Raw genomic sequence first — 25,321 nt, forward strand, 5'->3', positions numbered from 1 at the left:
TCACGTGAGGCGGAATCTCATCGTGACACGGAGGCCACTACGGTGCTTGCCCTCGCCAAGCTCGATCGAGCCGCCCATCCGATCGAGCAACACGCGAACGATCGCGAGTCCCAAACCACTTCCGTCGGGCGCATCCGGACGGGCAATTCTGTAGAACCGCTCGAATACCTTCTGCCGCTCGGCCGGCGGGATTCCGGGGCCGTCGTCTTCGATGTCAACTATGCCGGCGTCGCCGTCCTTGGACAGTCTCGCGATCACCACCGCGCCGGCTGGCCCGTACCGGATCGCATTATCGATCACGTTGCCAAATATCTCGTCGACCAGAAGCTCGTTGGCTTCGACGAACATTTCGTCCTGCTCCACCTCCAGTTGGAGCTCGATGTTGCGAGCCGCCGCAGCTTGCGCTCGCAGAGCGAGGGCTTGCTTCGCCTTCGTCACGAGCGAAATTCTCTCCGCAGGCGATCTGACCAATGCGTCCTCGTCGGCTCGAGCAAGCGTCAGCAATTGCGAAATCATCCGATCCAGGCGGACGACTTGGGCGTCCACCTCCATGACCATCTCGGTCATTTCGCTCGAGCCGGCCAGACGACGCTTGAGGAGATCCAGATGCGTTCTCAGCGCCGCGAGAGGTGTTCGCATCTGGTGTGACGCATCGGCGGTAAACTGGCGCAAGATCTGGGTCGCGAAGCTGACGCGGTCGAGCAATTCGTTGATCGCCTGCGCGGGCGCAAGCGCCTCCTTCGGCACCGTGTGCAGATCGAGCGGCTGGAAATCTTTTGATCCGCCGATTCCACGGCGATCGATCTGCCGCTTCAATTGGGCAAGCGGCCCGAGCCCGCGTTCGACCGCGATCCATGTGAGCAAGGCGATGACGGCGAGGAGCACCATCTCGGCCAAGGCAAGTTCGCGGATCATTTCGCGCCAGAGCTGGTCTCGTGCGTGTTTAGTCTCGGCCACGGCAACCAAGACAGGTTTAGCGATCCCATATACATGTCGTGATCCGGCCGCTATGCGGACGGCATTGCCGCGATAGCGGTCATCCCAGAACATCGGCTGTTCCGGCTCAAGTGCCGCACTCTTGGGCATAGGCAGATCGTTGTATCCGGTGACCGTCTGGTCATCTACGCTCACCTTGTAAAAAATACTGTCGTCAGACTGCGTCTCGAGCATGCCCAGCGCCACTCGCGGCAGATCGACAGTAACCTCTCCGTCCTCCACGGCCAGACGCTCGGCGATCGCCAGCAGCGAGCCTTTCAGCAATCGGTCGTGCGTGACCTCCACCACATGGGAGATGACCAGGCTGCCGCCTACCGCCACAGCAATTGCAAGGCATGAAACAGGAACCAGAAGGCCGAGGAGAAACCGGGTTTTGAGGGACGGCTGACGTCTTGCCATCAGCGCCCTTCCAGGAGATATCCGAGCCCACGCATGGTGCGTATCGTAGGTCCATCAGGACCGAGTTTCTGGCGAAGACGGGCGATATAAAGCTCCAAGACGTTCGGGCCAACCGGCTCGTCAAAGCCGAACACCTCCGCGATAAGACGATCTTTCGGCACCAGCTTGCCGTGGTGAAGTATCAATATCTTGAGAACCGCCATCTCGCGCCGGCGCAAGTCGAGCGGCTTGCCATCGAGCGTTGCACGTCCCATCGCTGGATCAATCACGAGGGATCCGCAGGTCAAAAGTGGATCCGTGCGACCTTGACCGCGCCTGACCAGCGCGCGAACACGCGCTTCGAACTCCGACAGATCGAACGGCTTACGAACGTAATCGTCCGCCCCAAGATCCAGTCCCTTGACCTTGTCTGCGGTGGCATCGCGTGCCGTCAAGATCATGATCGGAACCTTCGAGCCGCTGGCGCGGACCTGACGTAGAACCTCAAAACCCGAGCTATTGGGCAAGCCGAGATCGAGGACCACAAGACTGTAAGGTTCGGAAATGGCGATTGAAGCCGCTTCGGCGCCATTCGGTTCGTGATCGACCGCAAAGCCCATCGACTTGAGCGAGGCCGAAAGCCCCCGGACAAGTGCCATATCGTCTTCAACGATCAGGATTCTCACGGCGCCTCCCCCGCCATCGAATTCCAGGCTCCGGCGCTTTTTATTTGCACCTTGCCAGACCTCTATCACAGAGCAGTCGCGATGGCATCTCCATCTTTGCAAACATTCTTCCTCGTTCGGTAAACCCGCATAAGCGCTGCCTGCGCGGTCCTGACGCGCCGCGGCGCCTGGCCGCGACAGGTTGACGACAGCTCATCTGTCTACGCTGTCTCATCGCTTTCGCTGCAGCAGCTCCGGACCAACTGCGCTTTTCGACTGCGCCGGATCAGACGGTCCCAACGCATAGCGCGATCGATGCGCAACACAAGAACCCGTAATCGGGTCAAACAACGCGAACCACGGGAGGATAACATGACGACATCCGAGCACTCGAAGATCGGAATGGTGCTGCGCGTCACCAGTGGCAACTTCCTGGAGATGTTCGACTTCTTTCTTTCTGGGGTATTCGCCTCCTACATCGCCAAGGCGTTCTTTCCGCTGGAAAGTCAGTACGCATCCCTCCTCTTGACGTTTGTCGCTTTCGGAGCCGGCTTCTTGATGCGTCCGCTCGGGGCCATCTTCTTAGGGGCATACGTCGACCGGATCGGACGTCGAAAGGGCTTGATCGTGACGCTCTCGATCATGGCTTGCGGAACCGTGCTGATCGCATTCGTCCCAAGCTACGCGACCATTGGCATCGCGGCTCCCCTTCTCGTGCTGATCGGAAGGCTGCTCCAGGGCTTCTCGGCGGGAGTCGAACTGGGCGGTGTTTCCGTCTATCTCTCCGAAATGGCGACGCCTGGCCACAAAGGGTTCTATGCCAGTTGGCAATCGGCGAGCCAGCAGGTCGCAATCATCGTGTCTGCCGCATTCGGCTTCGCGCTCAATGCCTGGCTTTCTCCGCAGCAGGTCGACGACTGGGGATGGCGCGTTCCGTTTTTTGTCGGCTGCATGATCGTGCCCTTTGTGTTCTTCATCCGGCGTTCGCTGCAGGAGACGGAGGAGTTTCTCGCGCGCAAGCATCATCCGACTGTCGGTCAGATCTACCGCTCGATCCTCGCAAACTGGGCGATCGTTCTGTGCGGCATGATGATGGTGATTATGACGACCGTTTCGTTCTACCTCATCACCGTCTACACACCCACGTTCGGAAAGTCTGTCCTAAAGCTCTCTGCCACCGACAGTCTGCTCGTGACGATCTGCGTCGGCATTTCGAACTTCTTCTGGCTTCCGGTGATGGGTGCCTGGTCCGACAAGATCGGCCGCAAGCCGATCCTCGTGGCCTTCTCGTTGCTTGGCCTCGTCTCGGCCTATCCCGTTCTCTCTTGGCTTGCCGCTGAGCCGACTTTCGGCAAGATGCTGGCCGTCGAACTTTGGTTGTCGTTCATTTATGCAAGCTACAATGGCGCGATGATCGTCGCGCTGACGGAAGTTATGCCGGTCGGCGTGCGCACGTCGGGCTTCTCGCTTGCCTACAGCCTTGCGACGACATTTGGAGGCTTTACGGCGGCCATCTGCACCTGGCTGATTGCGGTGACCGGCGACAACGCTGCCCCCGGCTGGTGGATGAGCGCCGCGGCGGCATGTGGCCTTGTTGGGACCCTGTTGGTCTATAGAACGCAGGCGGTTGCGACGGCCTCGGAAGTGTCCGCCGGCTTGAACACCGTCGGGACCTGAGGAAGGGGACCCGCCATGAATGAACAGCCACAACGTAGCCTGGTACGTCCCATTCGCCCGGTTGGGCTTGCTGCAGTAGCAGTACTGGTTGCCGCTCTCTGCGCGCCAGAGGTCGAGGCGGCGGAAGTCCGTGTCATGATTTCAGGCGGCCTCAGCGCCGCCTACAAGGAACTCGTCCCGCAATTCGAAAGGGCGACTGGCAATACCGTCCTCACATCTTACGGGCCTTCGATGGGAAACACCGAGAATGCGATCCCCATTCGCCTGGCGCGCGGCGAACCTGCCGACGTTCTGATCATGGTGGGTGATGCGCTCGGTGTCATGATCTCCAAGAGATTTGCCGATGCTGACAGCCGTGTCGACCTGGTGCGCTCCCCGATCGGCATGGTCGTTCGCGCGGGCGCTGCGAAGCCCGACATCTCGACCCCGGAGGCCCTCAAGGCAACCCTCCTCGGTGCCAACTCGGTGGCCTATTCCGACAGTGCGAGCGGTGTCTACGTGGGGACAGAGCTGTTCAAGAAGCTTGGCATCGCCTCGGAGATGGAAGGCAAGGCCAGAATGATCCCGGCAGAGCCCGTTGCCGCCGTGGTGGCCCGCGGTGACGCCGAACTCGGCTTTCAGCAAATCAGCGAGCTGCTGCCGATCCCAGGCGCCGACTTGGTTGGACCGCTGCCACCAGAACTCCAAAAGATCACGATCTTCTCGGCTGCCCTCACCCAGGACGGCAAGGCACGCGAGCAGGGTAAGGCACTCATCGACTTCCTTGCTTCACCGGCTGCGGCGCCCGCACTCATAAAATCCGGCATGGAGCCAATCGCACCCACCCGATAGAAATCTCCGGGATCCCGAATTGGCCCGAGCTTTTCTTCCCGCGCGGGCCTCCTCTATACTGTCTGCTTTAGACGTCGGCCGGCGGACCTAGTTAAGAAACCCGCCTCATCCGGCAGATCGAGGCAGTTCCGATGCTGGGGAGCAGGTTACATTTTGTAGCTATAAGCGTCCTGTGCGCCCTCGCGGCCACACCGACGAGCAGCCAAGAGGACCAGGTTCGCACCGATCCACTTGACCGAGACCGACTGTCGGCGGGCTCCGGGACGGAGGGTGCGATACGCATCATCTCGACATCGGATACCATCGAAGTGAAAGGCCTGCTCGGCGAGTGGCATCGCTTGCATCCCAATATTCGCGTCGATTACATCCATCAGAGCTCTCTGGAGATTTACGAGGAGGTCGTCAAATGCCGCGAGCGCGGTCAATGCGCCGACATTGCGTGGAGTTCGGCGATGGACCTGCAAGTCAAGCTCGTGAACGACGGCTATGCGCAACTGTTCTCGCCGACCGACTCCGATCGAATTCCCGATTGGGCAATTTGGAGGAAGCAAGCCTTCGGAATTACCGCTGAGCCGATCGCTCTCGTCTACAACAAGCAGCTAGTCCCGCCGGAGGATGTTCCGCGCACACGAGCCGATCTGCTGAAGCTGTTGAGCGCGAAGCGCAGTATCTATCAGGGCAAAGTAGCCACCTACGATGCTGAGCTGAGCGGTACGGGATTTCTCTTCTTCAGTAACGACGTCCAAATCACGCCGAACACATGGAACCTGATCCGCAGCCTCGGACAGGCCGGCGTTCGGCTTTACACGTTCAGTCACACGATCCTCGATCGGGTCGCGAGCGGAGAGCATCTGCTGGCCTACAACATGATCGCTTCATACGCGCTCGAAAGGGCGAAGGAGGATCCATCGATCGGTGTGACTCTATTCACCGATTATACCGCGTTGATTACGCGGATTGCGATTCTACCGAAAAACGCGCCAAATCCGGCACAGGCTGCACTCTTCATGGACTTCCTGCTCTCCCGGAACGGTCAGGAGCAGTTAGCGGCGCGCTCCTTCGGGACGGTACGCTCCGATCTCCCAACCGGCCTTAGGGCAACCGTGAGCGAGGACACGCTACGTCCTATCCGCGTGGGACCAGACCTTCTGGCGAATCTCGACCAATCCAAACGGAAAGCCTTCTTCCGCGAATGGCGCCGGGCCCTGGATGGACGGTAACCTCCCAAAGCTTCCGCTGGTCTAAGAGTCGCCCCTCCGATCGAAGCCGTCGCTCAACCGCCTCAGATCAGGAGGCGAGGCGTAAGCAGCGCTCGTCCTGGTCGGACGTCGAAAACGTCAAACCAAACGTCCCGTGCTGATGCCCATTCGCTGCAAGCACCTGAATTTGCTTGGTGGGCGCACCAGGGCTCGAACCTGGGACCCGCTGATTAAGAGTTCAAGCCCATCCCTTCTCTGCAGTTTCCAACTGCACGCTGCGCTACGACGAACATTCGAGAAGCCCTTTGTTTGTAGGTGTTTCTCGCATAACTTCGCGCTCAGTCGAACTCAAACCTCCAAACAGCTCAATCCGCCAACACCGTTTGAAAACCGTTTTGGCGGGCCTGGACTCTCGTAATGACCGATATTCGAATTTCTCTCACCGACAAGGCAATCGCTCAACTACCCGCTCCGAAGGAAGGCTGGTACCTGGCGCGCGACACAGAATTGAAAGGCTTTTTCGTAGTTATCGGAAAGCGGCGCAGGACCTTTACCGTCCAGGGCGACCTTAGGCAGGGAGGCAAGCGAGCTTCATCCATTAGGGTTTCCATTGGCGATGCTAGTGAGATGTCGACCCGAGCTGCGCGCGCCACTGCCAAAGAGTACTTGGCCCAGATCAGCCGAGGACAGCACCCGAAGAACGAGAAGCAAGCCGAAGGTGCGCATCCCGCTCCGGCGATGGCGATTGGCGGGACAGTCGCGAGCATCACTCTCAGGCAGGCCTGGGAGCGATATCTCGAGGCTCATCTGATGCGGAAGAACCGCAGCGAAAAGACCATCGAGGGCTACCGCGACCACGTTGATCGGATTTTTGCAGAATGGCTCGACATCACCCTCCATGAGCTCGCAGCCGATCCCACTCGGGTGGCCAAGAAGCACGATGATGTCACAAGAGAGAACGGGCCGTACATGGCCAATGGCAGCATGCGGACCCTGCGGGCCATCTACAATCATGCCCGGAAGACGAACAGGTCGTTGCCGTCAGATAATCCAGCCGATGCCGTCGATTGGAATGTGGAGGAGCGCCGCAACACCGGGATGGGGTCGGCCGACCTAAAGGGCTGGTTTGCACAGCTCGCCACACTCGACAACCCGGTCCGAAGAGAGTTCCACCTATTCACTCTCCTTTGCGGTTCGAGGCCAACTGCGCTCCAGGAAGTCAAGCCGGAACACATCGATTTTCGCCGCCGCACGCTGCACATCCCCAAACCAAAGGGCGGCAAGAAGAAGGCCTTCGATATCCCGTTGTCGCGTCAGATGATCGTCTGCCTCATCCGCGCAATCCGGTTCGGTAGGCAGATGTATCCTCTGCAAGCACGAGAATGGGTGTTTCCATCCGACAGCGCGTCAGGGCATTTGGCGGAGACGAAGGAAGATCGTGAAATGCTGTCAAAATGGGGCAACGATCTCCGTCAGACCTTCCGTACGATTGCAACGGTCGCAGGAATCTCGGAAGTCGACGCCAAACTGCTGATGAACCACGCCATTCCCGGAGTGAACGGAGGCTACATCACGCGGCATAAGCTTCTTGAGGATCATCTGCGTAGCCAGCAGCAGGCGATCAGCAGCGCGGTATTTGCTGCCTTGGGCGAGTCGATGGTCCAAGTGGGTTCGTTACAGGATTGGCTCGCAAAAGGTAGTAGCCGGCATGCAACTCAACACCCCCCTTCCTATGGAAAACAAGGTGTAGCCCTGCCGGTTGCTCAGATTGAAGAAGGATCAATCTGCAGCCCGGCGCGTTGAAAATTCGCCGATTCGACCTTGGCTTATGAATCGGCCCAATCCATGATGAGCCAGTTTGAGCTAGCTCCAGCAACCGATCGCCAATTTGATCCAAGTCTGAACGAGGCCACCCCTTCCTCCGTGACCACGATCGATGACACAGCGCAGGTTCAAATCGTGGACCTGCAACAGACAGCTCCCAAGACTTCCTCCGCTCGTCATTGGCACCAGATGTTAAAGCCTTGGCGGCGGAGCAGCCTCGCTCGACTTGAGAATATGCACTTGGTACCCGTCCGCGCAAAGGGTACCCACCACAGGATGCTGCGACTGAATTGAACCGCGCGGTCCTACTTTATAGCCAAAATTCCTTCGAAACAGACATGCTTGTATATGGTCATTGTGTCCACGAAGCCGGCACGATGCAGCATATCGAGATTGCCCTTGGTCGAAAACGGCTCAAGAACGCCCTTCAAGCTACTCGCCTTCCCGAGCACTTCTTCCGGGGAGTAACCGTTCTCCAGCTTATAGTCGACATAGATCGCACTCATAATGTCCTGGAACCGAGCGTCTGGCGCCCTGACCTTCTCGAAAAACAGAAACGCTCCTCCCCAATTGAGTGATTTGTAGATCAGATCGATCAGACTTTGCCTATACCTCGGCGGAACGAACTGAACCGTATAATATGATACAATGAAATCGCTAGCTTCGTAGTCCACTTCGCATGCATTTGCGAGCAAGTACTCGACGTTCGCTGAACCCTTGCTATGAGCGCCGCGAGCAAATTCGATCATAGCTCGCTCCGTATCGATCCCGATCCAACGCGTCCCATGCGGATGACGTTTTGCCAACTGCCGCAAGAGCGTGCCGGTTGAGGTTCCGATCTCATAGGCGACCGAGTCCTTCTTTACGAAAAAATCACTCACTTGCTCAATCAACCTGTGACCCGCTTCATAGTTGGGGACCGACCTTGCGACATGGAGGTCAAAGTGTTGAGGGGTATCGCCACCGAAAGTCCAACCGGCACGTGCAGCACGTATGCCGTCTCCAGTTGTGCCGTCTTGCTATGCAGGAGTTGTCTGCTCTAGGACATCCATGACAATCCCTCCCTCGTTTCATGCCTATGCGTGCTGCAGCTTACGTTCACCTGTCATTTTCACGGACAACGCCCTCTTGACTGTAGGACTGAAGAAGACCGACAGCGCTTCGTCTTCAAATAGCCTACCGAGCGTGGAAAGCCGCAATCCCGCGCGGCCATTGTCATCCAGATATCCCTCCAATACGCCGGCGTTGCTTAGCTTGTTGACCAGCGCGTCATAGTACGTCGCGAGTTGAGGTCGAGCGGCCTGCATCGAACGCAGGCCCTCGTCCTCGATGCGTCCGGTGCGCAACCCTGTCGCGTAGGATGCGGCCAGCAACTCCTCTTCGTCGACTGTGCGGCCCGTCGTGACTGGAATGCCGCCTTTCAGAACCGTATCGACATAGGTGCGAATGTTCGATTCATTGCGAAACACAAGCCCACAACCATGTCCTTTCGTGGTGTAGATCTCCCCTAAACAGTAGTTGTCGTGAAATTCCCCGTTTGGTGGACCGCCTTTGTGCCACGCGAGGCGCTCGCGTGGTTGCTTATGAGTGCAGGTTCGCGTCGAGCCGAAAGGTTTTTACGGCAATCGCAGTTGGCGCAATCTAGCGCATCTGGTTCGGGAGCATCAGCGCGATCTCGGGAAAGATGGAGACAAGCGCGAGGTCAATCAGCAGCACGCCAATGAAAGGCAAGATAGCGCGCGTCGCCTGTTCCAGCCGGACGCCGCTGATTGAGCACGCGGTATAGAGACAAAAACCTACCGGAGGCAGGTTGATACCAATCGCCGAATTTATCAGCAACACGACCCCGAATGCGACCGGGTCTACACCGAGCTGCAGAGCGAGCGGCATGAATACCGGCACAATCACAACGATACTGGAGATCGTCTCGAGTGCCGTATGCATCACAATGAAGAACAAATTGACCAGGAGCAGAAAGATCAAGCGCGAGCGCGTCCACTCCGAAAACAGCGCGGCGGCTTTGTGAGGCACTTCCATCTCGGTCAGATATCTTCCGACGATGAATGCGACACCCAGGAGGAATGCGACCCTGGCCGTATTCACCGAAGTCGCAGCAAGTACACGTGGCAGGTGCGACAAGCGCAGTTCGCGGTGCACAAGCGTCCCCACCAAGGTCACGTAGATTGCTGCAACGACGCCGGCCTCAACTGGCGTGAAAACTCCGAATAGGATGCCCCCTAACACGACGAGAGTAGCTCCGAGAGACCAAATCGCACGTATAAAGGTTCTGGCGAGGTGCATCGCCGAGAAGCTCTCCACCGCGAGATAGCCACGCCGTACGGCCACTGCATGATTAACAACCATGAATGAGACGACGACGAGTAGACCTGGCACGAGGCTCGCCATAAACATGTGCGCAACCGATACGTTGGCCGTGTACGCGTAAACGATCATGCACATCGCCGGCGGGAACAGAAGTCCCAGCGAACCGGCTGCAGATTGAAGCGCGGTCGCAAATGCTGCCGAGTAGCCCTTGCTCCGCATGCCTGGAATCATGATCGACCCGATAGCAGCCGTGTCGGCCGTCGCAGAGCCTGAGATATCGGCGAAGAACATGCTGGCCACGATCGTGACATGTCCCATGGCACCACGCATCCATCCCACGAGGGCCTGTGCGAAGTCGATCAGACGCCGCGACATTCCCGCATGTTCCATGACCGCGCCCGTCAGCATGAAAAAAGGTATGGCCAGCAAATTGTAACTCGCCAGATTGGAGAAGAACTGTTGCGGGACCACGAGGAGATTGACGCCCCCGAGCCAGAGCGCGAGGGTTCCGGCGAGACCAAGGCAAAGCGCCACCGGAACCCCGAACGCTAACAGGATCAGCGCGACCAAAAGCGGTATCATGCGATTTCTCCGGCTGCCGCTTCGGACGATGGCGCTGGCGCGCCCTCAACCACCAGCGTGATGGCGTGGATGACCATGCAGGCTCCAGCATAGGGAATCGAGGCGTATGGATAAGCCATCGAGAGCGGAATCGCTGAACCGGTCTCTTCGCCAATGAATTCCACGAGGCTGCCGCCGTAGACCATAAGAACAAGACCGAGAACCGCGAGCGCGAGAGGCGACAACCAGGACGAGAGAGATGCGATCCAAGAAGGGCCGAACACGACGAGCGCATCCACCTGAGGATGCGATCGCTGCCGAAAGGCGACCGATGCGCTCAGGCAGGTCAACCAGACGAACAGGTACATGTTCGCCTCTTCGGCCCAAGGCAGCGCCGCATGCAATGCGAAGCGAAACAGCACACCTAGCGCCGCGATGCACAGCATCGCGAACAGCACTGTGCCACCAAGAGCGAAGTTGAACATGACGAGCGCCCGATCCGCCCTGAGGATGATTGCCTTCAACGCTGCCATGGGCGCGACCTCACTGCATCGGTCGTTACTTTTTGACGCCTTGTAGGCCTGCCAGCCATGCCGCGCCGTCGGGCGTGTCGGCAACGATCTCCCGGCGCGCAGCTTCAGTCGCGGCCTGCCAGTCCTTCAGATCTGCAGGTGCGGAGACCTCAAGACCGCGCTTCGTTAGTTCTGAAAGAGCCTCGCTATACTGTTTGCGATAAGAAGACTCGTGTACTGCCGAGGCTTCAAACGCGGCATCTCGGATCGCAGCCTGTGTCTCCGCGTCGAATTTGGCAAATGTCGCTTTGGACATCAGCAGGGCGACCGGCATGTGATTCACGTGCGAAAGAACAAAATGCTTGGAAACTTCCGCGAACTTGTCCTGGATCATGAGCTCGGGCGAAGTTTCCGCCCCATCGACGACCCCTTGCTGAAGGGCAAGATACAGTTGGCCATACGGTAGCGGCACCGGATTTGCTCCAAGCGCCTTGTAGGCCTTTACGAAACCCGGACTCTGAATGACGCGAATCTTGAATCCATCCAGGTCCGCGAGCTTCGTGACAGGCTTCTTCGCCGAGACCACGTCGCGTTCCAGGACGGAAAGCCATGACAATCCGACCATGCCTTGGCGATCGACGAGGTCGAGAAGCTTGCGTCCGGTCTCGCTGCGTAGTCCCTTGTTTGCCTGATCGACCGTATCGAAGAGATAAGGCACATCGAAAATCTGCCACTCCTTGATCGTGTTCACGACCGCGGCCTGACTTGTCACCAACACATCTTGCGTACCCAGGCGGAGGGCCTGGACTTCCTGCACTTCCCCGCCAAGCTGCCCTTGTGGGAAGATCTTTACGACAACCTTGCCGCCTGTCTTGACCTTGAGCGCGTCTGCAAAGGCCACGGCCGCCGCATGGTAGTGGCTGTCCGCCGTAAGCACGTGTCCCAGCTTCAGCTCGACCTGAGCGCGCGCGAGAGCGGGGATACCCCAAATACCAACCGTAAAGGCGAGCATCGCCCCACGCCTTGACCACGACATCGATAGCCCCTCCTGATGAATTGGATCCAAAATAATTTGATACAATATCCGGTCAAGTTCGGATTGTGTGCGAGAGCTGCCCAACTTTTGGAACTTGGGCCCTGAGCCGTGGGCATCCTTTTTGGTCTGGACTTGCTTCGAAGCGCGCCTCGGAGGCGACTGCTCGCGACGCTTCCGCGTTACGAGGGGAGCTCGCCATTTTCCATTCCGCGAACAAATTCCGGATTTTGATCGCTCAATGCGCGAGGCAGCAGATCGTCGGGCATATCTTGGAAGCAGATCGGTCGAAGGAACCGCTCAATCGCAAGTGAACCAACAGAAGTCGAACGCCCGTCCGATGTGGCCGGGTAAGGCCCTCCATGGACCATTGCGTGAGCGACTTCGACGCCGGTGCCAAATCCATTAACGAGTATTCGGCCCGCCAGCCCTTCAAGCACGGGGAGCATCTTCCGTGCGGAATGGTAGTCCTCAGGGTCAATATGGATTGCGATCGTAAGTTGGCCTTCGAGGCAGTGAACCACCTTCGCCAGTTCTTCTCGATCGATGCAGCGAACGACGAGCGATGCCGCCCCGAAGATTTCGTCCTGGAGATCGACGTTGGCTAAGAGAGTTTTCGCGTCTGTGGAAAATAGGACCGACTGAGCCCTCCGTTCCGAAGCAAGCAGCCCCTTCGCGAGCAACTCAACACCGCGACGAGAAGCACGTTGTTCGACAGCGGCGCAATAGTTATTCCGAATGCCATCGCTCAGCATCGTTGCAGCGGGCACGCTGGACAGTGCCTCTGTAGCAGCGCGAATAAAGGCTTCAAGCCCAGGGCCTTGTTCGGCCAAGATCAGTCCCGGACTCGTGCAAAACTGGCCAGCTCCAAGAGTGAGCGAATTCACGAAGGCTCGCCCGATTGCAGCCCCTCGTCGAGCCAACGCTCCTGGGAACAGGATTACAGGATTGATAGAACTCATCTCGGCATAAACCGGAATGGGCTGATTGCGAGCAGCCGCGATCTTCATGAACGCCGTTCCGCCGCTGCGCGATCCAGTAAAGCCGACGGCACGGATCTGAGGATGGGCGACAAGCGCCTGACTGATATCCTTGCCGCTATCATAGATGAGAGAAAAAACGCCTTCAGGAAGACTGCAGGTCCGAACCGCACGCTGCACCGCCAAGCCAACCAACTCAGAAGTTCCAGGATGAGCGGAATGAGCCTTAACGATCACCGGACAACCGGCAGCAAGCGCCGACGCCGTATCACCTCCGGCCACAGAAAACGCGAGCGGGAAATTGGAAGCTCCGAATACCGCTACGGGCCCTAGAGGCACCTTCATGAGTCTTAGGTCGGGTCGCGGCAATGGCTTGCGGTCCGGTAGGCCCGGATCGATCCGCGCCTCCAGGTACGACCCGTCGCGAACGACCGCTGCAAAGAGACGGAGTTGCCCAACCGTCCGGGCCTTCTCACCTTCGATTCTGACCCGAGGCAGCCCAGTTTCTGCCATGCAGCGCGAAATCAGGTCCTCGCCGAGCACAGCGATCTCGTCGGCGACTTGCAAAAGAAAGCGGCTTCGCAAATGAAGCGAAGTTTGACGATAGATCCCGAAAGCCTGCCAAGCCAGGGCCGCAGCCTCGTCTAGGTCAGCAACGGTCGCTCCGCCGAAGGATCCTTCGAGCGGCTGGCCGGTAGCCGCGTCAAAGCCAACGAACACGCCGTTGCTTCCGCGCCTTGCTTGGCCGCCGATCAGGAGGTTTCCTGAGATCATCATCAGATCATCATCCAATCAACGCTCAAGTTCGAAACGACCTGCGGCCGTCGATATTCCCGAAAGGCAGTTCGACGAACGCAAATCGCCCTGCGCTCAGGTCCCGAGCACTGATGGTCGGGGCCCGAGAATAGTCGGACGCGGGAAGGATCAAGCGGCCTTCCGGTCGCGGCGCTCGAGGGCGCTGATCGCGGCCTTTACCGTGGACACGACGTACTCACGTTCGGCGCCGACAAGCGGCAGCCTGGGAGCACGCGTCCATTCCGGCGCACCATAAACGAGGTTCTCGGCAAGTTTGATGTACTGGACGAGCTTCACGTGCGTGTCGAGATGGAAGGACGGCGTAAGAATTTGGTAGAGCTTCCGCGCTTCCGCGAACTTCTCCTGGGCGCACAGGCCAAAGATCTCGACGCATTCAGCCGGCCAGACGTTCGTCATGCCGGACACCCAGCCCGTCACTCCGAGCGCGGAGCTTTCGACGATGAGATCATCGACGCCGCAGAAAACACTGAAGCGATCGCCTAGCTCGATGTAGGTGTCCGTCACGCGACGGATGTCGCCGGTCTCTTCCTTGACGCACACGATCTCGGGCGTGTCGGCGAGCTGCTTCAATACGGCCGGCGTGACGTCAACACCGTAGGAGATGGGATTGTTGTAGATCATGATCGGCAATGACGAGGCGCTGGCGACGCCCTTGTACCACTCCGCCGTCTCGCGATCGTCCGTCTTGTAGCCGAGGCTCGGGAAAACCATCAGTCCTTGCGCGCCAAACGATTCATACAATTTTGCATTGGCTTTGGCGGAGCTCAGGTTCGTTTCAGCGAGACCCGACAGAAGCGGCACCCGGCCTTTGACCGCTTCGGCGGCCGCTCGGATAATCGACTCACGCTCGCTGAGCGTCAGGGATGCATTTTCGCCAAGCATTGGCAGAACGATGACGCCTGAAACCCCGGCCTTGATCAGCCTGTCGATGCTGGCCTGAGTAGCCGGCAGGTCCACGTAGCCGTCATGCGTCATTTTGGTGGTTACCGCCGGAAAAACGCCCGTCCATTTCTTCGTCATAAATCCATCTCCCGCTCCGCGGCAGATCGCCGCTTACTGGATCCAATCTACAGTAATCTTGTCATCAAGTCTACTTCCTTCGTTTGAGAATGTGGGATAAGGATTTTTGGCTCTACGAGAGACCGATTCCCAAGGCGGCAGAGGGGATCCAGCGCCCCTTGAGGTCGGTCTGTAGAGACAGCACGAGAAGGGAATGAAAGTGACCACCCGCGAAGCGCGATCCGGATCGGTGAATCCGATTTCTCGACAGAGCCTGCCCGATGCGATCGCAGCCGCGTTGCGCGAGAGAATTCTCAGCGGCGAGTTCAGGGACGGCGACCCGATCGTTCAGGAAGCTATTGCGGAAGAATACGAAGTCAGCCGCATGCCCGTACGTGAAGCGCTTCGGCAATTGGAGGGACAAGGACTGGTCGCGCTCAAGACCCACAAGGGCGCGATCGTCACCTCCATGAAGAAGGAAAAGGTCAGCGAGCTCTTCGATTTGCGAGCCTTGCTCGAATGCGACATTCTTGCGCGAGCGTTACCGCACTTTGGCGCCTCCGATGCTGCCGTGGCGCAGGGTTTCATCGACCAGCTTGAGAGCGCGTACCACCGCCGAGATACGGCCGAATGGGGAAAGTTGAACTGGCTATTTCACAAGAGCCTGTACTTGCCTGCGAACAGGCCTGAGACGCTGACGATCATCGAAGGCATCAATATTCAGGCGGAGCGATTCATCCGGGTCCAGTTGGTCATGACCGGCGCCATCGCTACAGCCGAGCGGGAGCACCGCGAACTCCTGGGCTTGTGCACGGAACGAAATCCCGTTGCCGTCGACTACTTGCGAAAACACATCCTGGAGGCCGGGAAGCTGCCGGCGTCGCAGTCAGCCTGAATCCGGCGGCAGCCTCACCCACGGAGCTAGCGGCTGTGCGTCAGACGGCGCGCTTCTGCGATCCGGATTCTATCCGGTTGCGGCCATCCCTGATCGGCTTCGCTCTAGTGCAGCACTCGCTGCAAGAATTGACGTGTCCGCTCCTCCTTCGGATCATTGATCACCTGGCGGGCGGGTCCCAGCTCGCAAATCACACCTTGATCGAAGAACGCGACGCGGTCACCGGACTCGCGGGCAAAGGCGATATCGTGGGTAACGACGATCATAGTCATCCCGCTCGTCTTGAGCTTGCGTAGGGTATCCAGGACCTCTCCGACGAGTTCCGGATCCAGCGCCGACGTAACCTCGTCAAACAGCATGTAGGCTGGCTTCATCGCCAGGGCTCGCGCAATTGCCAATCGTTGTTGCTGCCCGCCGGAGAGCCCGGAAGGCTTCATGTCCGCGCGACTGCCCAGCCCGACATAGTCCAGATGCTCGCGAGCCAGCTCGAGCGCCTCGGCGCGGGAAAGTCGTTTTACAACACGGGGCGCCAACGCCACGTTCTCGACTGCCGTGAGATGAGGAAACGCGTTGTACTGCTGGAAAACGATTCCGAGCTTCTGCCTGAGAGAGTTCAGATTGGTTTCCCGCGCGTGGACGTCGGTTCCGTCGACGACGATCTTGCCGCCCTGGATCGATTGGAGACCGTTGATACATTGCAGCAGCGTCGACTTGCCCGAGCCGCTGCCGCCGATCAGACACAGCACCTCCCCCTTTTCGATCGAGAGATTGATGCCCTTGAGCACTTCGAGTGCGCCGAATGACTTACGCACGTTCTCAATCTCAATCATGCTGGAAGGTCCTTTCGAGCCTGCGGCTGTACAGCGAAATGGGATAGCAGATGGCGAAGTAGAACAGTCCCGTGCCGGCAAGCACGAGAAGCGCCTCGTTGGTTCGATTGATCAGGACTTGTGATGCGCGCAGGAGTTCGACGTACCCGACAACGCTGACTAGAGCCGTATCCTTGGTCAGCGCTATGACGGTGCCGATCCAACCGGGGAAGACGGTTCGGAGCGCGAGCGGAGCGGAGACATAGCGCATCTCCTGCCAATAGCTCATGCCAAGCGATCGGCCAGCCCACTTCAATTGCGGTCGCACGGCGCCAAGCCCGGCTCTGACGAGCTCGGATGTCAGCACGCCCATGTAAAGGCTGAGGACCACGATCCCGATCCACAACGGCTCGAGCGGTGTGCCGGCCAGCGCGAAGAAGCTATTGGCCAGGATGAACTGAATGATCAGCGGCACACTGCGGGTCACGTCGACGTACGGCGCGAGCACAATCCGCGCCGCCGGCACGTCCTGCCTCAGCCACCCGATCAGAACGCCGATCAGCGTACCGAAGGTGGCAGCCGCGAGGGTGAGGATGAGCGTATTCCACACGCCCGACAGGACGTATGGCAGATCGGACCATTGGAGTCCCGAATAGGGAAGCTGGAATTGCATCGCGCTCACCTCCCAAACAGACGCCACGACGCCAAATGGGCGAACGCTTCGATGGCTTTGGCCATGAGATAGTAGATGCCAGCCGCAACGATGAAGAATTCGAAGGTCCGGAATGACTCCGACTGCGCCGCCTGCGTTGCTCCGGTCAGTTCGCGCAAGCCGATGATCATTCCGAGCGAACTGTTCAACAGCGCCCAGTTCAATTGATTGACGTAGGGAAAAAAGATCACTTGAAAGACTTGCGGAAAAACGACGTAGGCGTATGCCGCAAGCGCGCTCATACCCAGAGAGCGCGCCGCGGATAGTTGCTGCGGCGGCACGGAATTAAGACCACCTCGAAAGGTCTCTGCGAGATAGCCGGCATTGTTGAACGTGAGCGCCGCAACCATCGCGAGATAGCTCGGCAAATGGATGTGGAGGGAACCGAGACCAAAGTAGACCATGTACACCTGGAACAACGCCGGTGTATTTCGCGCGAGCTCGACCCATCCAGTTGCAAAGGCGTGCCCAACGCCCTCCTTCGCACGCCGCCACAGCGAGAGCGGCAGCGCAAGAGCGGTCCCGAAGATCATCGAAAGGACGGTGACCGCGAGGGTGGTCCGCGCGCCATCGAGCAGATCGGGGAGCTTCTCCCAAACGATAGACCAGTAGAACGTATAATTGATCATCGGCCACTCCCATAAAGCTCTGGGGTGGCGCCCGACCGGCGATCCACCCCACTGCTGTCAGAAGTTCACGCCGGGCACACTCAGCGATGGAGGCTCGCCGCCACCGAAATATTGGGAGTAGAGCTCCTTGTAACGACCTGTCCTCACCTGGGACCAGACGAACACACGAAGCCAGTTCAGGAGCTCACGATCGTCCTTTCGGACAGCGATGCCGCAAAGGTCCGCCGGCGTTGGCGCTTCGCCCTTAATTACCAAGGTGGGAAACTGGCCGCTCTGGACGAGAGCACCAGCCGATGCATTGCCAAGGATGATCCCGTCGATCTTGCCCTGCGTCAGAGCGAGATAGCTTTCCGCCTCGGAGCCGTAACCAGTGTACGAACCCTTCGTGTCCTTCCAGGCGTTGAAGAGCGCCTTGAGCTCCTGCTCGGTCGTCGTACCCGTCACTCCACCGATCGCGCGCCCCTTCAGATCGTCGAATTTATCGATCCCGGTGTCCTTACGCGTCAGGACGACATTCGTGTAGCTGACATAGGGTTGGGAGAAGGCCACCGTCAGCGCTCGCTGGTTGGTGATCGACGCCGACGCGATGAGAACATCGATTCGGTTGGAGACCAGGGCAGGAATACGCTCCGAGGAAGGCGTCTCGACAACCTGAGCTGTCGCGCCGAGAGCCTTGGCCATGTCCTTGCAATAGGCGACATCATAGCCGTCAGGCTCGTTCTTCTGGTTGCGGAAGCCCGCGGGCGGGTAATCGAGTTGCACCCCGCATCGCAGCGTTTTGGACTGGACGACCTTGTCCAGCGTGGACTGCGCGTGAGCATTCGGGACGGCGGCAAATGCCGCAACCATGACGGATAACAGCGCACCTCGATTCCAAACCTGACGTGACATTTGAGCTCTCCCCTCAAGAACAAGTACCTCACCGGCTCCGTCACATTATGGATCCAATCTACAATAGTCAAGCAGCGAGATGACGACGATTTGACAAGAAAAACCACCGGAGGACGACACAAAATCTCCTAAATCGAAATAAATTCAGAGATATAGACTGTGAAAATAGAAATCTGCCTCTCTCGATGAGTTTCCCGGCAACACCCAACTTGACGCCCAATATGGATCCAATCTACAATTAGTTATAAGGAGAATGCCGTGTCGTCGCAATCTGCAATCGTGGTTGGAGCCGGGATCGTCGGACTGTCTGCCGCATTTCATCTCGCAGCTGAGGGGCTGGCTGTAACCGTCGTGGATCGCGATCCAGCGGGCGACAAGGCATCGTTTGGAAATGCTGCTGGGATCGCTGTGACGGAGGTTATCCCCGCCTCGGTGCCCGGACTTGCTCTCAAGGTTCCAGGATGGTTGCTCGATCCCCTCGGACCACTCGCCGTCCGCCCTGCCCACGCTCTCAAGCTACTTCCTTGGCTTTGGGCCTTTTCACGCGCTGGACGCCGCGACGAAGTTGAGCGTATCGGGGCGGCACTTTCGGCTTTGAACAGCCGGGTCTATAGCGATCTCGAACCGATGCTGCACCAGTGTGGACTGTCCGGAGAACTCCAGCGGCGCGGCGCACTCACCGTGTACGTGAGCGAGAAGGCGTTCAGAAACGACGCCGAGGAATGGAGCTTCAAACGCCGTCACGGAATCGAGGTCCTTGCGATATCAGGGAATGATGCGCGAGACCTCGAGCCAGCGCTGAGCCCGCTCGTTACCAGGGCGGTCCTCACCCCGCAGTGGTCGCACGTCAGCAACCCAAAGGCACTGGTTGACGGGGTCCGCTCTTGGCTGATGCGTGACGGGGGGGGTCAGATCGTAACGGGGGACGTACAAAGTCTCGTCGCCCGCGGCTCGCAGAAAGCGGCGGCACGCTGCGCAGATGGACGGGAACTCTCGGGCGACTTCGTCGTGGTTGCGGCCGGCGCCTGGTCTGGCCTTCTCGCCCAGACTCTGGGCGATCGCGTGCTTCTCGAGAGCGAGAGAGGGTACAACACCACCTTACCCGAGCCGGGCGTACAGATCTCGCGCGAGATCATCTTCGCCGAACGCAAGTTCGTTGCGACCCCGCTCAGTATCGGCTTGCGCATTGGAGGCGCGGCCGAGTTTGGCGGTCTCGACGCGACGGCGAACTACAAACGTTCCGAAGCGCTGGTCGCATTGGCTTCACGTTACCTTCCCAAACTGAACGCGCGCGGTGGCACGGCCTGGGCCGGCCATCGACCGGCGACGCCGGACAGCCTGCCGGTGATCGGCAGGGCTCAACGTTGTTCGAACGTGATCTATGCGTTTGGCCATGGCCACCTCGGTCTGACTCAGGCCGCCACGACAGGCCGGATCGTTGCCGATCTGGTCAAGGGGCGCCCTGACTCGATCGATCTCTCACCCTATTCCATCTCGCGCTTCAACTGAGCCAAGAGTACGCCATGGCACGCCACACATTCTTCTGCGTCGACGCTCACACCTGCGGAAACCCGGTTCGTGTCGTCGCGGGCGGCGGCCCTCTCCTGCCCGCAGTTTCGATGGCCGAGAAACGACAAATCTTCGTCAAGGACCATGACTGGGTTCGTCGTGCGCTGATGTTCGAACCCCGAGGACATGATGTCATGTCCGGAACGATCCTGTATCCCTCGTCGCGCGAAGATTGCGACGTCGGCGTGCTGTTCATCGAGGTCAGCGGCTGTCTGCCGATGTGCGGTCATGGAACCATCGGAACGGTGACCGCGGCCATCGAAGAAGGCTTGGTCGTTCCTCGCCGCGAAGGGCACCTCGCGATTGAGGCGCCAGCCGGCCGCGTAGCTATCGAATACGTTAAGAACGGACAGTATGTCGACGAGGTCAGGCTCTTCAACGTACCAAGCTATCTTCACGCACAAGACGTAGCCCTCGACGTGCCTGGCCTGGGTTCGATCGTCGTTGACCTGTCCTACGGCGGCAACTTCTACGTCATCGTTGAACCCCAGACCAACTGGCCGGGCCTCGACGGAATGTCGGCAGACGAAATCAAGCGCTTAAGTCCGCTGGTTCGGGCTGCAGCGGAGCAGGCGCTGGCGCCCGTACACCCGGAGGATGAGCGCATCCGCGGGGTCAGCCACGTGATGTGGTGCGACAAGCCAAAGTCGCCCAAAGCGGACGCCCGCAACGCCGTTTTTTATGGGGAAAAGGCTATCGACAGATCTCCGTGCGGAACGGGCTCCTCCGCACGCATGGCGCAATTGGTGGCACGCCGACGCCTCGCCGTTGGGGATCATTTCGTCCATGAAAGTATCATCGGAACCATGTTCAACTGTCGCGTCGAGGGCGAGACCAAAGTCGGCTCGAAGCCGGCAATCCTGCCAAGCGTTGCAGGTTGGGCTCGGGTGATCGGCCACAATACAATCTACGTGGACGATCGAGACCCACTCGCACACGGTTTCCAGCTCGCCTGAACGGCACTTTTCAGAGAGCGGAAATCGCGATGAGCCAGCCCGACGTCGTCCATATGTCGCTCGACGAGGTTCGCGACCTTGCCGCGCGCATCCTGTCTCACTACGGCCTCGCGCCTGACCATGTAACCGCAGTCGCCGAAACGATCGTTGCGAGCGAACGCGACGGTTGCGTCTCACACGGAGTCTACCGTCTGATTGTCTGCGCGCGGACGCTAGCCAACGGGAATGTGGTACGGGACGCCATTCCTGAGGTCTCGAACACAGCACGATCGATTACACGGGTCGACGCCAAGGGCGGATATGCCCAGCTTGCGTTCGAGATGGGACTTCCTACGCTCGTCGAGAATGCCAAGCGAGCGGGGATAGCGGCGCTGGCAATCAATAACTGCATTCATTTCGCTGCACTTTGGCCCGAAGTTGAACGTTTGGCCGATTTTGGCCTTGTCGCTCTCGCCTGCACACCAAGCCACGCATGGGTAGACCCGCCGGGGGCACCAGGCCCGCCTTCGGAACCAATCCAATTGCTTTCGCTTGGCCGCGCCCCGATGGCCCGCCTTTCGTCTTCGATTTTGCCACGAGTGCGGTAGCGCGTGGTGAGATCGAACTGCATCATCGTGCTGGAAACCCAATACCAATCGGCTGGGGACTTGATATCGACGGCAAACCGACAACGAACGCCGCCGACGCGCTGGCCGGTGCGATGCTCACCTTCGGCGGACACAAAGGCTCTGCGCTGGCTGCGATGGTTGAGTTGCTGGCGGGGCCGCTGATCGGAGATATGACGAGCGCAGAATCGTTGGCGGCCGATGCAGGGCGGAAGTCATCTCCGCTTGGAGGGGAACTCATTGTCGCCATCGATCCAGCCGGTTTCCTCGGCGCTTCGGCCGACCGCCACATTCAAAGAGCCGAGGCTTTGTTCGAGGCGATCACGTCACAGGGAGCGCGCCTACCCTCCCAACGGCGATATGATGCTCGCAAGCAGAGTCTCGCCAATGGTGTATCGATCCCGCGTTCGCTTCACCAAGATCTCCTGGACCTGTTGCCAGCCGCTTAGTTCGCCTATTGACAATGCTATGGCCTGAACTTCGGGGAATTAAAACGCAGGAGGTCAAACTCCAGCCACTGCTCCTCCGCGGCGGCGATCGCTTTCGCGCTTCTCTCCGGATCCAGTTTCACGAGTTGCGCGCAGATGCTCTCCACGATCGACAGGCTCGGCACGATCGAGGGAAAGAACGAAGCACCTTCAGATGGAACTACCAGTATTCGATCAGCGAGTTCTGCTATCGGCGAAACCAGCTGGTCCGAAATTAGATAAACGGGCGCGCCTCGACGCTTTGCCTCACGCGCCGCAGCGATGGAAGAGTTGTACAGTCGCCAAAACGTTATGGGAACGAGGACATCTCTCTCTGTTAGATCAGCAAGCGCATGGGTCAGGACAACAGCATCGTCCAGCACTTCGCATCGATAGCCAGCCACACCTGCGTGATGAGCCAACGTTCTTCCGACTGCAGCAAAGCTACCGGACGCGACAATCAACCGTCGCTTTGCCGATGAAATGGCCTTCGCGAAATCCAGAACAACCGACCGATTGATCCCCCGCTTCATTGCGGTGAGATGCTCAATATGTTTCCCGATCGTTGCGTCAAAGGGGGCCAGCGTGGACGTAGAATCATGAACGACGGCAAGCTCTGGTGCGCTCAAAAGGCCCAAATAGCGAGCGCGGATCTCCTGACGCCACTCCGGCCAGCCTGAGAATCTGAAGGATTGAGCACTCCGAGTAACGGTGGCGACGTTGACACCCGAGGCCTCCGCCATCTCAGCGGTGGAGGCATAGGATGCAAGCTCTGGATTGGCGATGATTGCATCCAAGACGTGCTGAATGGCTTTCGACGGGACCTTGTTGGCAGCAAGCGCACGGAGCCAATCCTCGACCGATTGCCCATTCAGCAATCGTTCTGCAACGATTTTTGCATCTTTTGTCATCACTAGGTCATATTGCAATTATTTTTGCAGATGGCATACTGGCACCCAGCCGAAAAATAACTAACGGCACCCCTTCTTGCAAAGATTTTTGCAGAATCGGCGAAATCGGTCAGCCGAGAAGGAAAGCCTAGTCAAGATTGGATCCAATCGATTGGCGCCAGACTGAGGCGCCTAAGGGAGTTCGTCGCATGTCTCAGATTGCTCAGCGCCTTGAGCGACTGCCTTTCGATCGCTTTCACTACAAGCTCCTCCTGATGGGAGGGCTAGGATACATGTTCGAGGCGGTGGACGCTGCCATCATTGCGTTCCTCGTGCCGGTGTTGCGACCTCTTTGGGGTCTGACCAGCGTCGAGACCGGGATTCTAGCAAGCAGTACCTTCTTCGGGTTTCTCGTGGGTGCGCTGACCGCCGGCGCGCTCGGTGACCGCTATGGGCGCCGCAACGTCATGATGTGGGCGCTGATGCTGTTCTGCGCCGCCGCATTCGCAAGCGCGTTCGTCAACAACTGGCACCACTTCTTTGCACTTCGGGTGATCGGAGGAATAGGAATGGGGGCGGAAGCTGCCATCATCGCCCCGTTCCTGTCGGAATTCGTAAGTGCCAACCGGCGAGGCAGTTTCACCGCATCTCTCGCAGGCTTCTTTTCGTTTGGCTTCGTGACCGCCGCCCTCATGGGGTATTTCATCGTCCCACTCGGTGAGAACGGTTGGCGATATGCGGTTGTGGCTACGGCCCTGCCGGTGGTTCTCGTTCTTTGGTGGCGCCGCTCGGTCTATGAATCGCCGCGCTGGCTGGAAAGCCGCGGCAGGCATGCGGAAGCTGAAGCGGTGGTCGCGAGTATCGAAGCGGATTTCGAGAAGCGCGGCATCAAGCTTCCGCCCGTTCCTGCCACGGGAGCTATCGCCACATCTCCTGCAGCGGGCTTCGGTGAAACTTTTAAGGCGCTTTGGTCGCCGAAGCTCCGGCGGATCACCGTCATGACCTGGCTCCTTTGGATCTCGGTGACCTTCTGTTCGTACCTATTTTTCACCTGGATTCCTGGCCTGCTCGTCGAGCGCGGCATGACCATCACGAAGAGCTTCTCCTTTTCAATCGTGATCTACCTGGCGCAGATCCCGGGATATTTCTCCGCTGCGTGGGCCTGTGAACGGATCGGCCGTCAGTACACGATCGTGTCATACATGGCCGGCGCGGCGCTATCGGCCATCGGGTTGGCCACCGTGCAGACTGATCAGCAAGTCCTGGTAATGAGCGTGTTGCTGTCGTTCTTTATCAATGGGGTCAATGCCGGCGAATTCGCCTACACGCCAGAGGTCTTCCCGACACGGGTGCGGGCAACGGGAGTAGGAACTGCATCGGCGATCGGCCGAATTGGCGCAATCAGCTCGCCGATCCTTGTGGGCTACATTTATCCAATCGCCGGTTTTCCGGGCGTGTTTGGCATGACCACCGCAGTCCTGCTCGCCGGCGCGCTCTCCGTCCTCATACTTGGAATTCCGACAAGGGGACGTTCTCTTGAGGAAATCGAGAGCACCGAATTTCAGACCGCCCTTGTCCCCGTCGAAGGTGCCGAAGAGTCCCGCGCATGACCAAAGGGCTCACCGAAACACAGTTGCACCGATTGGTGGGGTTCAACAATGCCGTCGGGCGAGCGGCCGATCCCAGCGTCATCATGACGCTGGGAGAAGAAGCCTTTCAGATAGAGTTCGGACACAAACTGTTCACGATCCTGAAAGTCGATCGCGAAGCCGGCCAAATGCGCCGGCTCTATTCAAGCAACACCGAAATCAATCCCATCGGGGGCACCAAGCCGATCGAGCCAGGCGTCTGGGCACAAAGAGTTCTGGTCGACGGTCTCCATTACGTCGGCCGAAACAAATCCGATCTCAAGAAAGTCTTCGCGGACCATGAAGCGCTTTTCGGTATCGGCTGCGAAAGTGTGCTGAACACACCGGTGCTATCGCAAGGACAGGTCATCGGTTCGATTAATATTCTCGATGCCGCAAATCACTACACCGCAGATATGTGCCCATTGGCCAGCCTTTACGGCCAATGCCTGGCACAAGTGCTCTTCTGACCCT

At 58.7% G+C, this 25,321-nt stretch carries 23 protein-coding genes and 1 pseudogene; 10 read left to right on the forward strand and 14 right to left on the reverse strand.

Annotated features, from left to right (window positions below; translation table 11 throughout):
- Positions 1-1,395 (reverse strand): sensor histidine kinase, encoded by a 1,395-nt coding sequence (locus tag ACVIIW_RS35520; RefSeq protein WP_456704960.1) that lies wholly within the window; start codon positions 1,393-1,395, stop codon positions 1-3.
- Positions 1,395-2,060 (reverse strand): response regulator, encoded by a 666-nt coding sequence (locus tag ACVIIW_RS35525; protein ID WP_456704961.1) that lies wholly within the window; start codon positions 2,058-2,060, stop codon positions 1,395-1,397. The genes ACVIIW_RS35520 and ACVIIW_RS35525 overlap by 1 nt, the downstream gene beginning before the upstream one ends.
- Positions 2,061-2,411: 351 nt before the next feature.
- Between ACVIIW_RS35525 and tcuC the strand changes: the two genes are divergently transcribed.
- The 4 genes from tcuC to ACVIIW_RS35545 all read left to right on the forward strand — a co-directional run bounded on the left by tcuC (position 2,412) and on the right by ACVIIW_RS35545 (position 7,549).
- Positions 2,412-3,716 carry a tricarballylate/proton symporter TcuC gene (gene tcuC, locus ACVIIW_RS35530; RefSeq protein ID WP_456704962.1) on the forward strand — a complete coding sequence of 435 codons (1,305 nt, stop codon included), beginning with the start codon at positions 2,412-2,414 and terminating at the stop codon, positions 3,714-3,716.
- A gap of 15 nt (positions 3,717-3,731) precedes the next feature.
- Positions 3,732-4,547: a substrate-binding domain-containing protein gene (locus ACVIIW_RS35535; RefSeq protein ID WP_456704963.1), complete on the forward strand. Its 816-nt coding sequence runs from the start codon at positions 3,732-3,734 to the stop codon at positions 4,545-4,547.
- A gap of 308 nt (positions 4,548-4,855) precedes the next feature.
- On the forward strand, positions 4,856-5,767 hold the full coding sequence (locus tag ACVIIW_RS35540; RefSeq protein WP_456704964.1) for an ABC transporter substrate-binding protein: 912 nt from the start codon (positions 4,856-4,858) through the stop codon (positions 5,765-5,767).
- A gap of 396 nt (positions 5,768-6,163) precedes the next feature.
- On the forward strand, positions 6,164-7,549 hold the full coding sequence (locus tag ACVIIW_RS35545) for a tyrosine-type recombinase/integrase (RefSeq protein ID WP_456704965.1): 1,386 nt from the start codon (positions 6,164-6,166) through the stop codon (positions 7,547-7,549).
- 326 nt (positions 7,550-7,875) lie between these two features.
- Here the strand turns inward: ACVIIW_RS35545 and ACVIIW_RS35550 are convergent, their stop codons facing one another.
- The 7 genes from ACVIIW_RS35550 to ACVIIW_RS35580 form a co-directional block, all read right to left on the reverse strand.
- A complete protein-coding gene (locus ACVIIW_RS35550) occupies positions 7,876-8,451 on the reverse strand; it encodes a methyltransferase domain-containing protein (protein WP_456704966.1) in 576 nt (191 codons plus the stop codon).
- A gap of 195 nt (positions 8,452-8,646) precedes the next feature.
- Positions 8,647-9,039: a hypothetical protein gene (locus tag ACVIIW_RS35555; protein WP_456704967.1), complete on the reverse strand. Its 393-nt coding sequence runs from the start codon at positions 9,037-9,039 to the stop codon at positions 8,647-8,649.
- Positions 9,040-9,211: 172 nt separating this feature from the next.
- A complete protein-coding gene (locus ACVIIW_RS35560; protein ID WP_456704968.1) occupies positions 9,212-10,477 on the reverse strand; it encodes a TRAP transporter large permease in 1,266 nt (421 codons plus the stop codon).
- Positions 10,474-10,914, reverse strand: a complete 441-nt coding sequence (locus tag ACVIIW_RS35565; protein WP_456704969.1) for a TRAP transporter small permease — start codon at positions 10,912-10,914, stop codon at positions 10,474-10,476. The genes ACVIIW_RS35560 and ACVIIW_RS35565 overlap by 4 nt, the downstream gene beginning before the upstream one ends.
- 100 nt (positions 10,915-11,014) lie before the next feature.
- Positions 11,015-11,980: a TRAP transporter substrate-binding protein gene (locus tag ACVIIW_RS35570; protein ID WP_456704970.1), complete on the reverse strand. Its 966-nt coding sequence runs from the start codon at positions 11,978-11,980 to the stop codon at positions 11,015-11,017.
- Between the two features lie 203 nt (positions 11,981-12,183).
- Positions 12,184-13,758, reverse strand: a complete 1,575-nt coding sequence (locus ACVIIW_RS35575; protein ID WP_456705351.1) for an aldehyde dehydrogenase (NADP(+)) — start codon at positions 13,756-13,758, stop codon at positions 12,184-12,186.
- A 147-nt stretch (positions 13,759-13,905) separates the two neighbouring features.
- Positions 13,906-14,817 carry a dihydrodipicolinate synthase family protein gene (locus tag ACVIIW_RS35580; RefSeq protein ID WP_456704971.1) on the reverse strand — a complete coding sequence of 304 codons (912 nt, stop codon included), beginning with the start codon at positions 14,815-14,817 and terminating at the stop codon, positions 13,906-13,908.
- A gap of 193 nt (positions 14,818-15,010) precedes the next feature.
- Here ACVIIW_RS35580 and ACVIIW_RS35585 point away from each other — a divergent pair, with 193 nt between their 5' ends.
- Complete coding sequence (locus ACVIIW_RS35585; protein WP_456704972.1) at positions 15,011-15,691, forward strand: GntR family transcriptional regulator; 681 nt, start codon at positions 15,011-15,013, stop codon at positions 15,689-15,691.
- Between the two features lie 104 nt (positions 15,692-15,795).
- On the opposite strand, the gene ACVIIW_RS35590 is transcribed toward ACVIIW_RS35585, so the two are convergent.
- The 4 genes from ACVIIW_RS35590 to ACVIIW_RS35605 are packed head-to-tail and all read right to left on the reverse strand — an operon-like array spanning position 15,796 to position 18,690.
- On the reverse strand, positions 15,796-16,521 hold the full coding sequence (locus ACVIIW_RS35590) for an amino acid ABC transporter ATP-binding protein (RefSeq protein WP_456704973.1): 726 nt from the start codon (positions 16,519-16,521) through the stop codon (positions 15,796-15,798).
- Positions 16,514-17,173 (reverse strand): amino acid ABC transporter permease, encoded by a 660-nt coding sequence (locus ACVIIW_RS35595; RefSeq protein ID WP_456704974.1) that lies wholly within the window; start codon positions 17,171-17,173, stop codon positions 16,514-16,516. Before ACVIIW_RS35595 ends, ACVIIW_RS35590 begins: the two co-directional genes overlap by 8 nt.
- 5 nt (positions 17,174-17,178) lie before the next feature.
- A complete protein-coding gene (locus tag ACVIIW_RS35600; RefSeq protein WP_456704975.1) occupies positions 17,179-17,841 on the reverse strand; it encodes an amino acid ABC transporter permease in 663 nt (220 codons plus the stop codon).
- Between the two features lie 57 nt (positions 17,842-17,898).
- Positions 17,899-18,690 (reverse strand): ABC transporter substrate-binding protein, encoded by a 792-nt coding sequence (locus ACVIIW_RS35605; RefSeq protein ID WP_456704976.1) that lies wholly within the window; start codon positions 18,688-18,690, stop codon positions 17,899-17,901.
- 300 nt (positions 18,691-18,990) lie between these two features.
- On the opposite strand from ACVIIW_RS35605, the gene ACVIIW_RS35610 reads away from it, so the two are divergent.
- The 3 genes and pseudogenes from ACVIIW_RS35610 (at position 18,991) to ACVIIW_RS35620 (ending at position 22,311) form a co-directional block, all read left to right on the forward strand.
- Positions 18,991-20,241 carry an NAD(P)/FAD-dependent oxidoreductase gene (locus ACVIIW_RS35610; RefSeq protein WP_456704977.1) on the forward strand — a complete coding sequence of 417 codons (1,251 nt, stop codon included), beginning with the start codon at positions 18,991-18,993 and terminating at the stop codon, positions 20,239-20,241.
- Positions 20,242-20,255: 14 nt separating this feature from the next.
- Complete coding sequence (locus ACVIIW_RS35615; RefSeq protein ID WP_456704978.1) at positions 20,256-21,257, forward strand: 4-hydroxyproline epimerase; 1,002 nt, start codon at positions 20,256-20,258, stop codon at positions 21,255-21,257.
- Between the two features lie 29 nt (positions 21,258-21,286).
- Positions 21,287-22,311: pseudogene (locus tag ACVIIW_RS35620) on the forward strand (Ldh family oxidoreductase).
- Positions 22,312-22,328: 17 nt separating this feature from the next.
- Here ACVIIW_RS35620 and ACVIIW_RS35625 read toward each other — a convergent pair.
- The gene (locus tag ACVIIW_RS35625; protein ID WP_456704979.1) at positions 22,329-23,240 is read right to left on the reverse strand and encodes a MurR/RpiR family transcriptional regulator; all 912 of its coding nucleotides are present in this window, start codon (positions 23,238-23,240) and stop codon (positions 22,329-22,331) included.
- Positions 23,241-23,428: 188 nt separating this feature from the next.
- On the opposite strand from ACVIIW_RS35625, the gene ACVIIW_RS35630 reads away from it, so the two are divergent.
- Entirely contained in the window at positions 23,429-24,829 is a 1,401-nt protein-coding gene (locus ACVIIW_RS35630; RefSeq protein ID WP_456704980.1) for an MFS transporter, read from the forward strand.
- Positions 24,826-25,317 (forward strand): hypothetical protein, encoded by a 492-nt coding sequence (locus ACVIIW_RS35635; protein WP_456704981.1) that lies wholly within the window; start codon positions 24,826-24,828, stop codon positions 25,315-25,317. Before ACVIIW_RS35630 ends, ACVIIW_RS35635 begins: the two co-directional genes overlap by 4 nt.
- The last annotated feature ends 4 nt before the right edge of the window (positions 25,318-25,321 follow it).

The organism is Bradyrhizobium sp. USDA 4449, from assembly GCF_054056275.1.

Bases quoted from the DNA above. Each gene is read 5' to 3' on its own strand.
- ACVIIW_RS35625 (WP_456704979.1), bottom strand. From the start codon at position 23,240: ATGACAAAAGATGCAAAAATCGTTGCAGAACGATTGCTGAATGGGCAA.
- ACVIIW_RS35570 (WP_456704970.1), bottom strand. From the start codon at position 11,980: ATGCTCGCCTTTACGGTTGGTATTTGGGGTATCCCCGCTCTCGCGCGC.
- ACVIIW_RS35545 (WP_456704965.1), top strand. From the start codon at position 6,164: ATGACCGATATTCGAATTTCTCTCACCGACAAGGCAATCGCTCAACTA.
- ACVIIW_RS35615 (WP_456704978.1), top strand. From the start codon at position 20,256: ATGGCACGCCACACATTCTTCTGCGTCGACGCTCACACCTGCGGAAAC.
- ACVIIW_RS35575 (WP_456705351.1), bottom strand. From the start codon at position 13,758: ATGATGATCTCAGGAAACCTCCTGATCGGCGGCCAAGCAAGGCGCGGA.
- ACVIIW_RS35595 (WP_456704974.1), bottom strand. From the start codon at position 17,173: ATGCAATTCCAGCTTCCCTATTCGGGACTCCAATGGTCCGATCTGCCA.
- ACVIIW_RS35580 (WP_456704971.1), bottom strand. From the start codon at position 14,817: ATGACGAAGAAATGGACGGGCGTTTTTCCGGCGGTAACCACCAAAATG.
- ACVIIW_RS35520 (WP_456704960.1), bottom strand. From the start codon at position 1,395: ATGGCAAGACGTCAGCCGTCCCTCAAAACCCGGTTTCTCCTCGGCCTT.
- ACVIIW_RS35560 (WP_456704968.1), bottom strand. From the start codon at position 10,477: ATGATACCGCTTTTGGTCGCGCTGATCCTGTTAGCGTTCGGGGTTCCG.
- ACVIIW_RS35590 (WP_456704973.1), bottom strand. From the start codon at position 16,521: ATGATTGAGATTGAGAACGTGCGTAAGTCATTCGGCGCACTCGAAGTG.
- ACVIIW_RS35605 (WP_456704976.1), bottom strand. From the start codon at position 18,690: ATGGTTGCGGCATTTGCCGCCGTCCCGAATGCTCACGCGCAGTCCACG.
- ACVIIW_RS35635 (WP_456704981.1), top strand. From the start codon at position 24,826: ATGACCAAAGGGCTCACCGAAACACAGTTGCACCGATTGGTGGGGTTC.
- ACVIIW_RS35600 (WP_456704975.1), bottom strand. From the start codon at position 17,841: ATGATCAATTATACGTTCTACTGGTCTATCGTTTGGGAGAAGCTCCCC.
- ACVIIW_RS35630 (WP_456704980.1), top strand. From the start codon at position 23,429: ATGTCTCAGATTGCTCAGCGCCTTGAGCGACTGCCTTTCGATCGCTTT.
- ACVIIW_RS35585 (WP_456704972.1), top strand. From the start codon at position 15,011: ATGAAAGTGACCACCCGCGAAGCGCGATCCGGATCGGTGAATCCGATT.
- ACVIIW_RS35535 (WP_456704963.1), top strand. From the start codon at position 3,732: ATGAATGAACAGCCACAACGTAGCCTGGTACGTCCCATTCGCCCGGTT.
- tcuC (WP_456704962.1), top strand. From the start codon at position 2,412: ATGACGACATCCGAGCACTCGAAGATCGGAATGGTGCTGCGCGTCACC.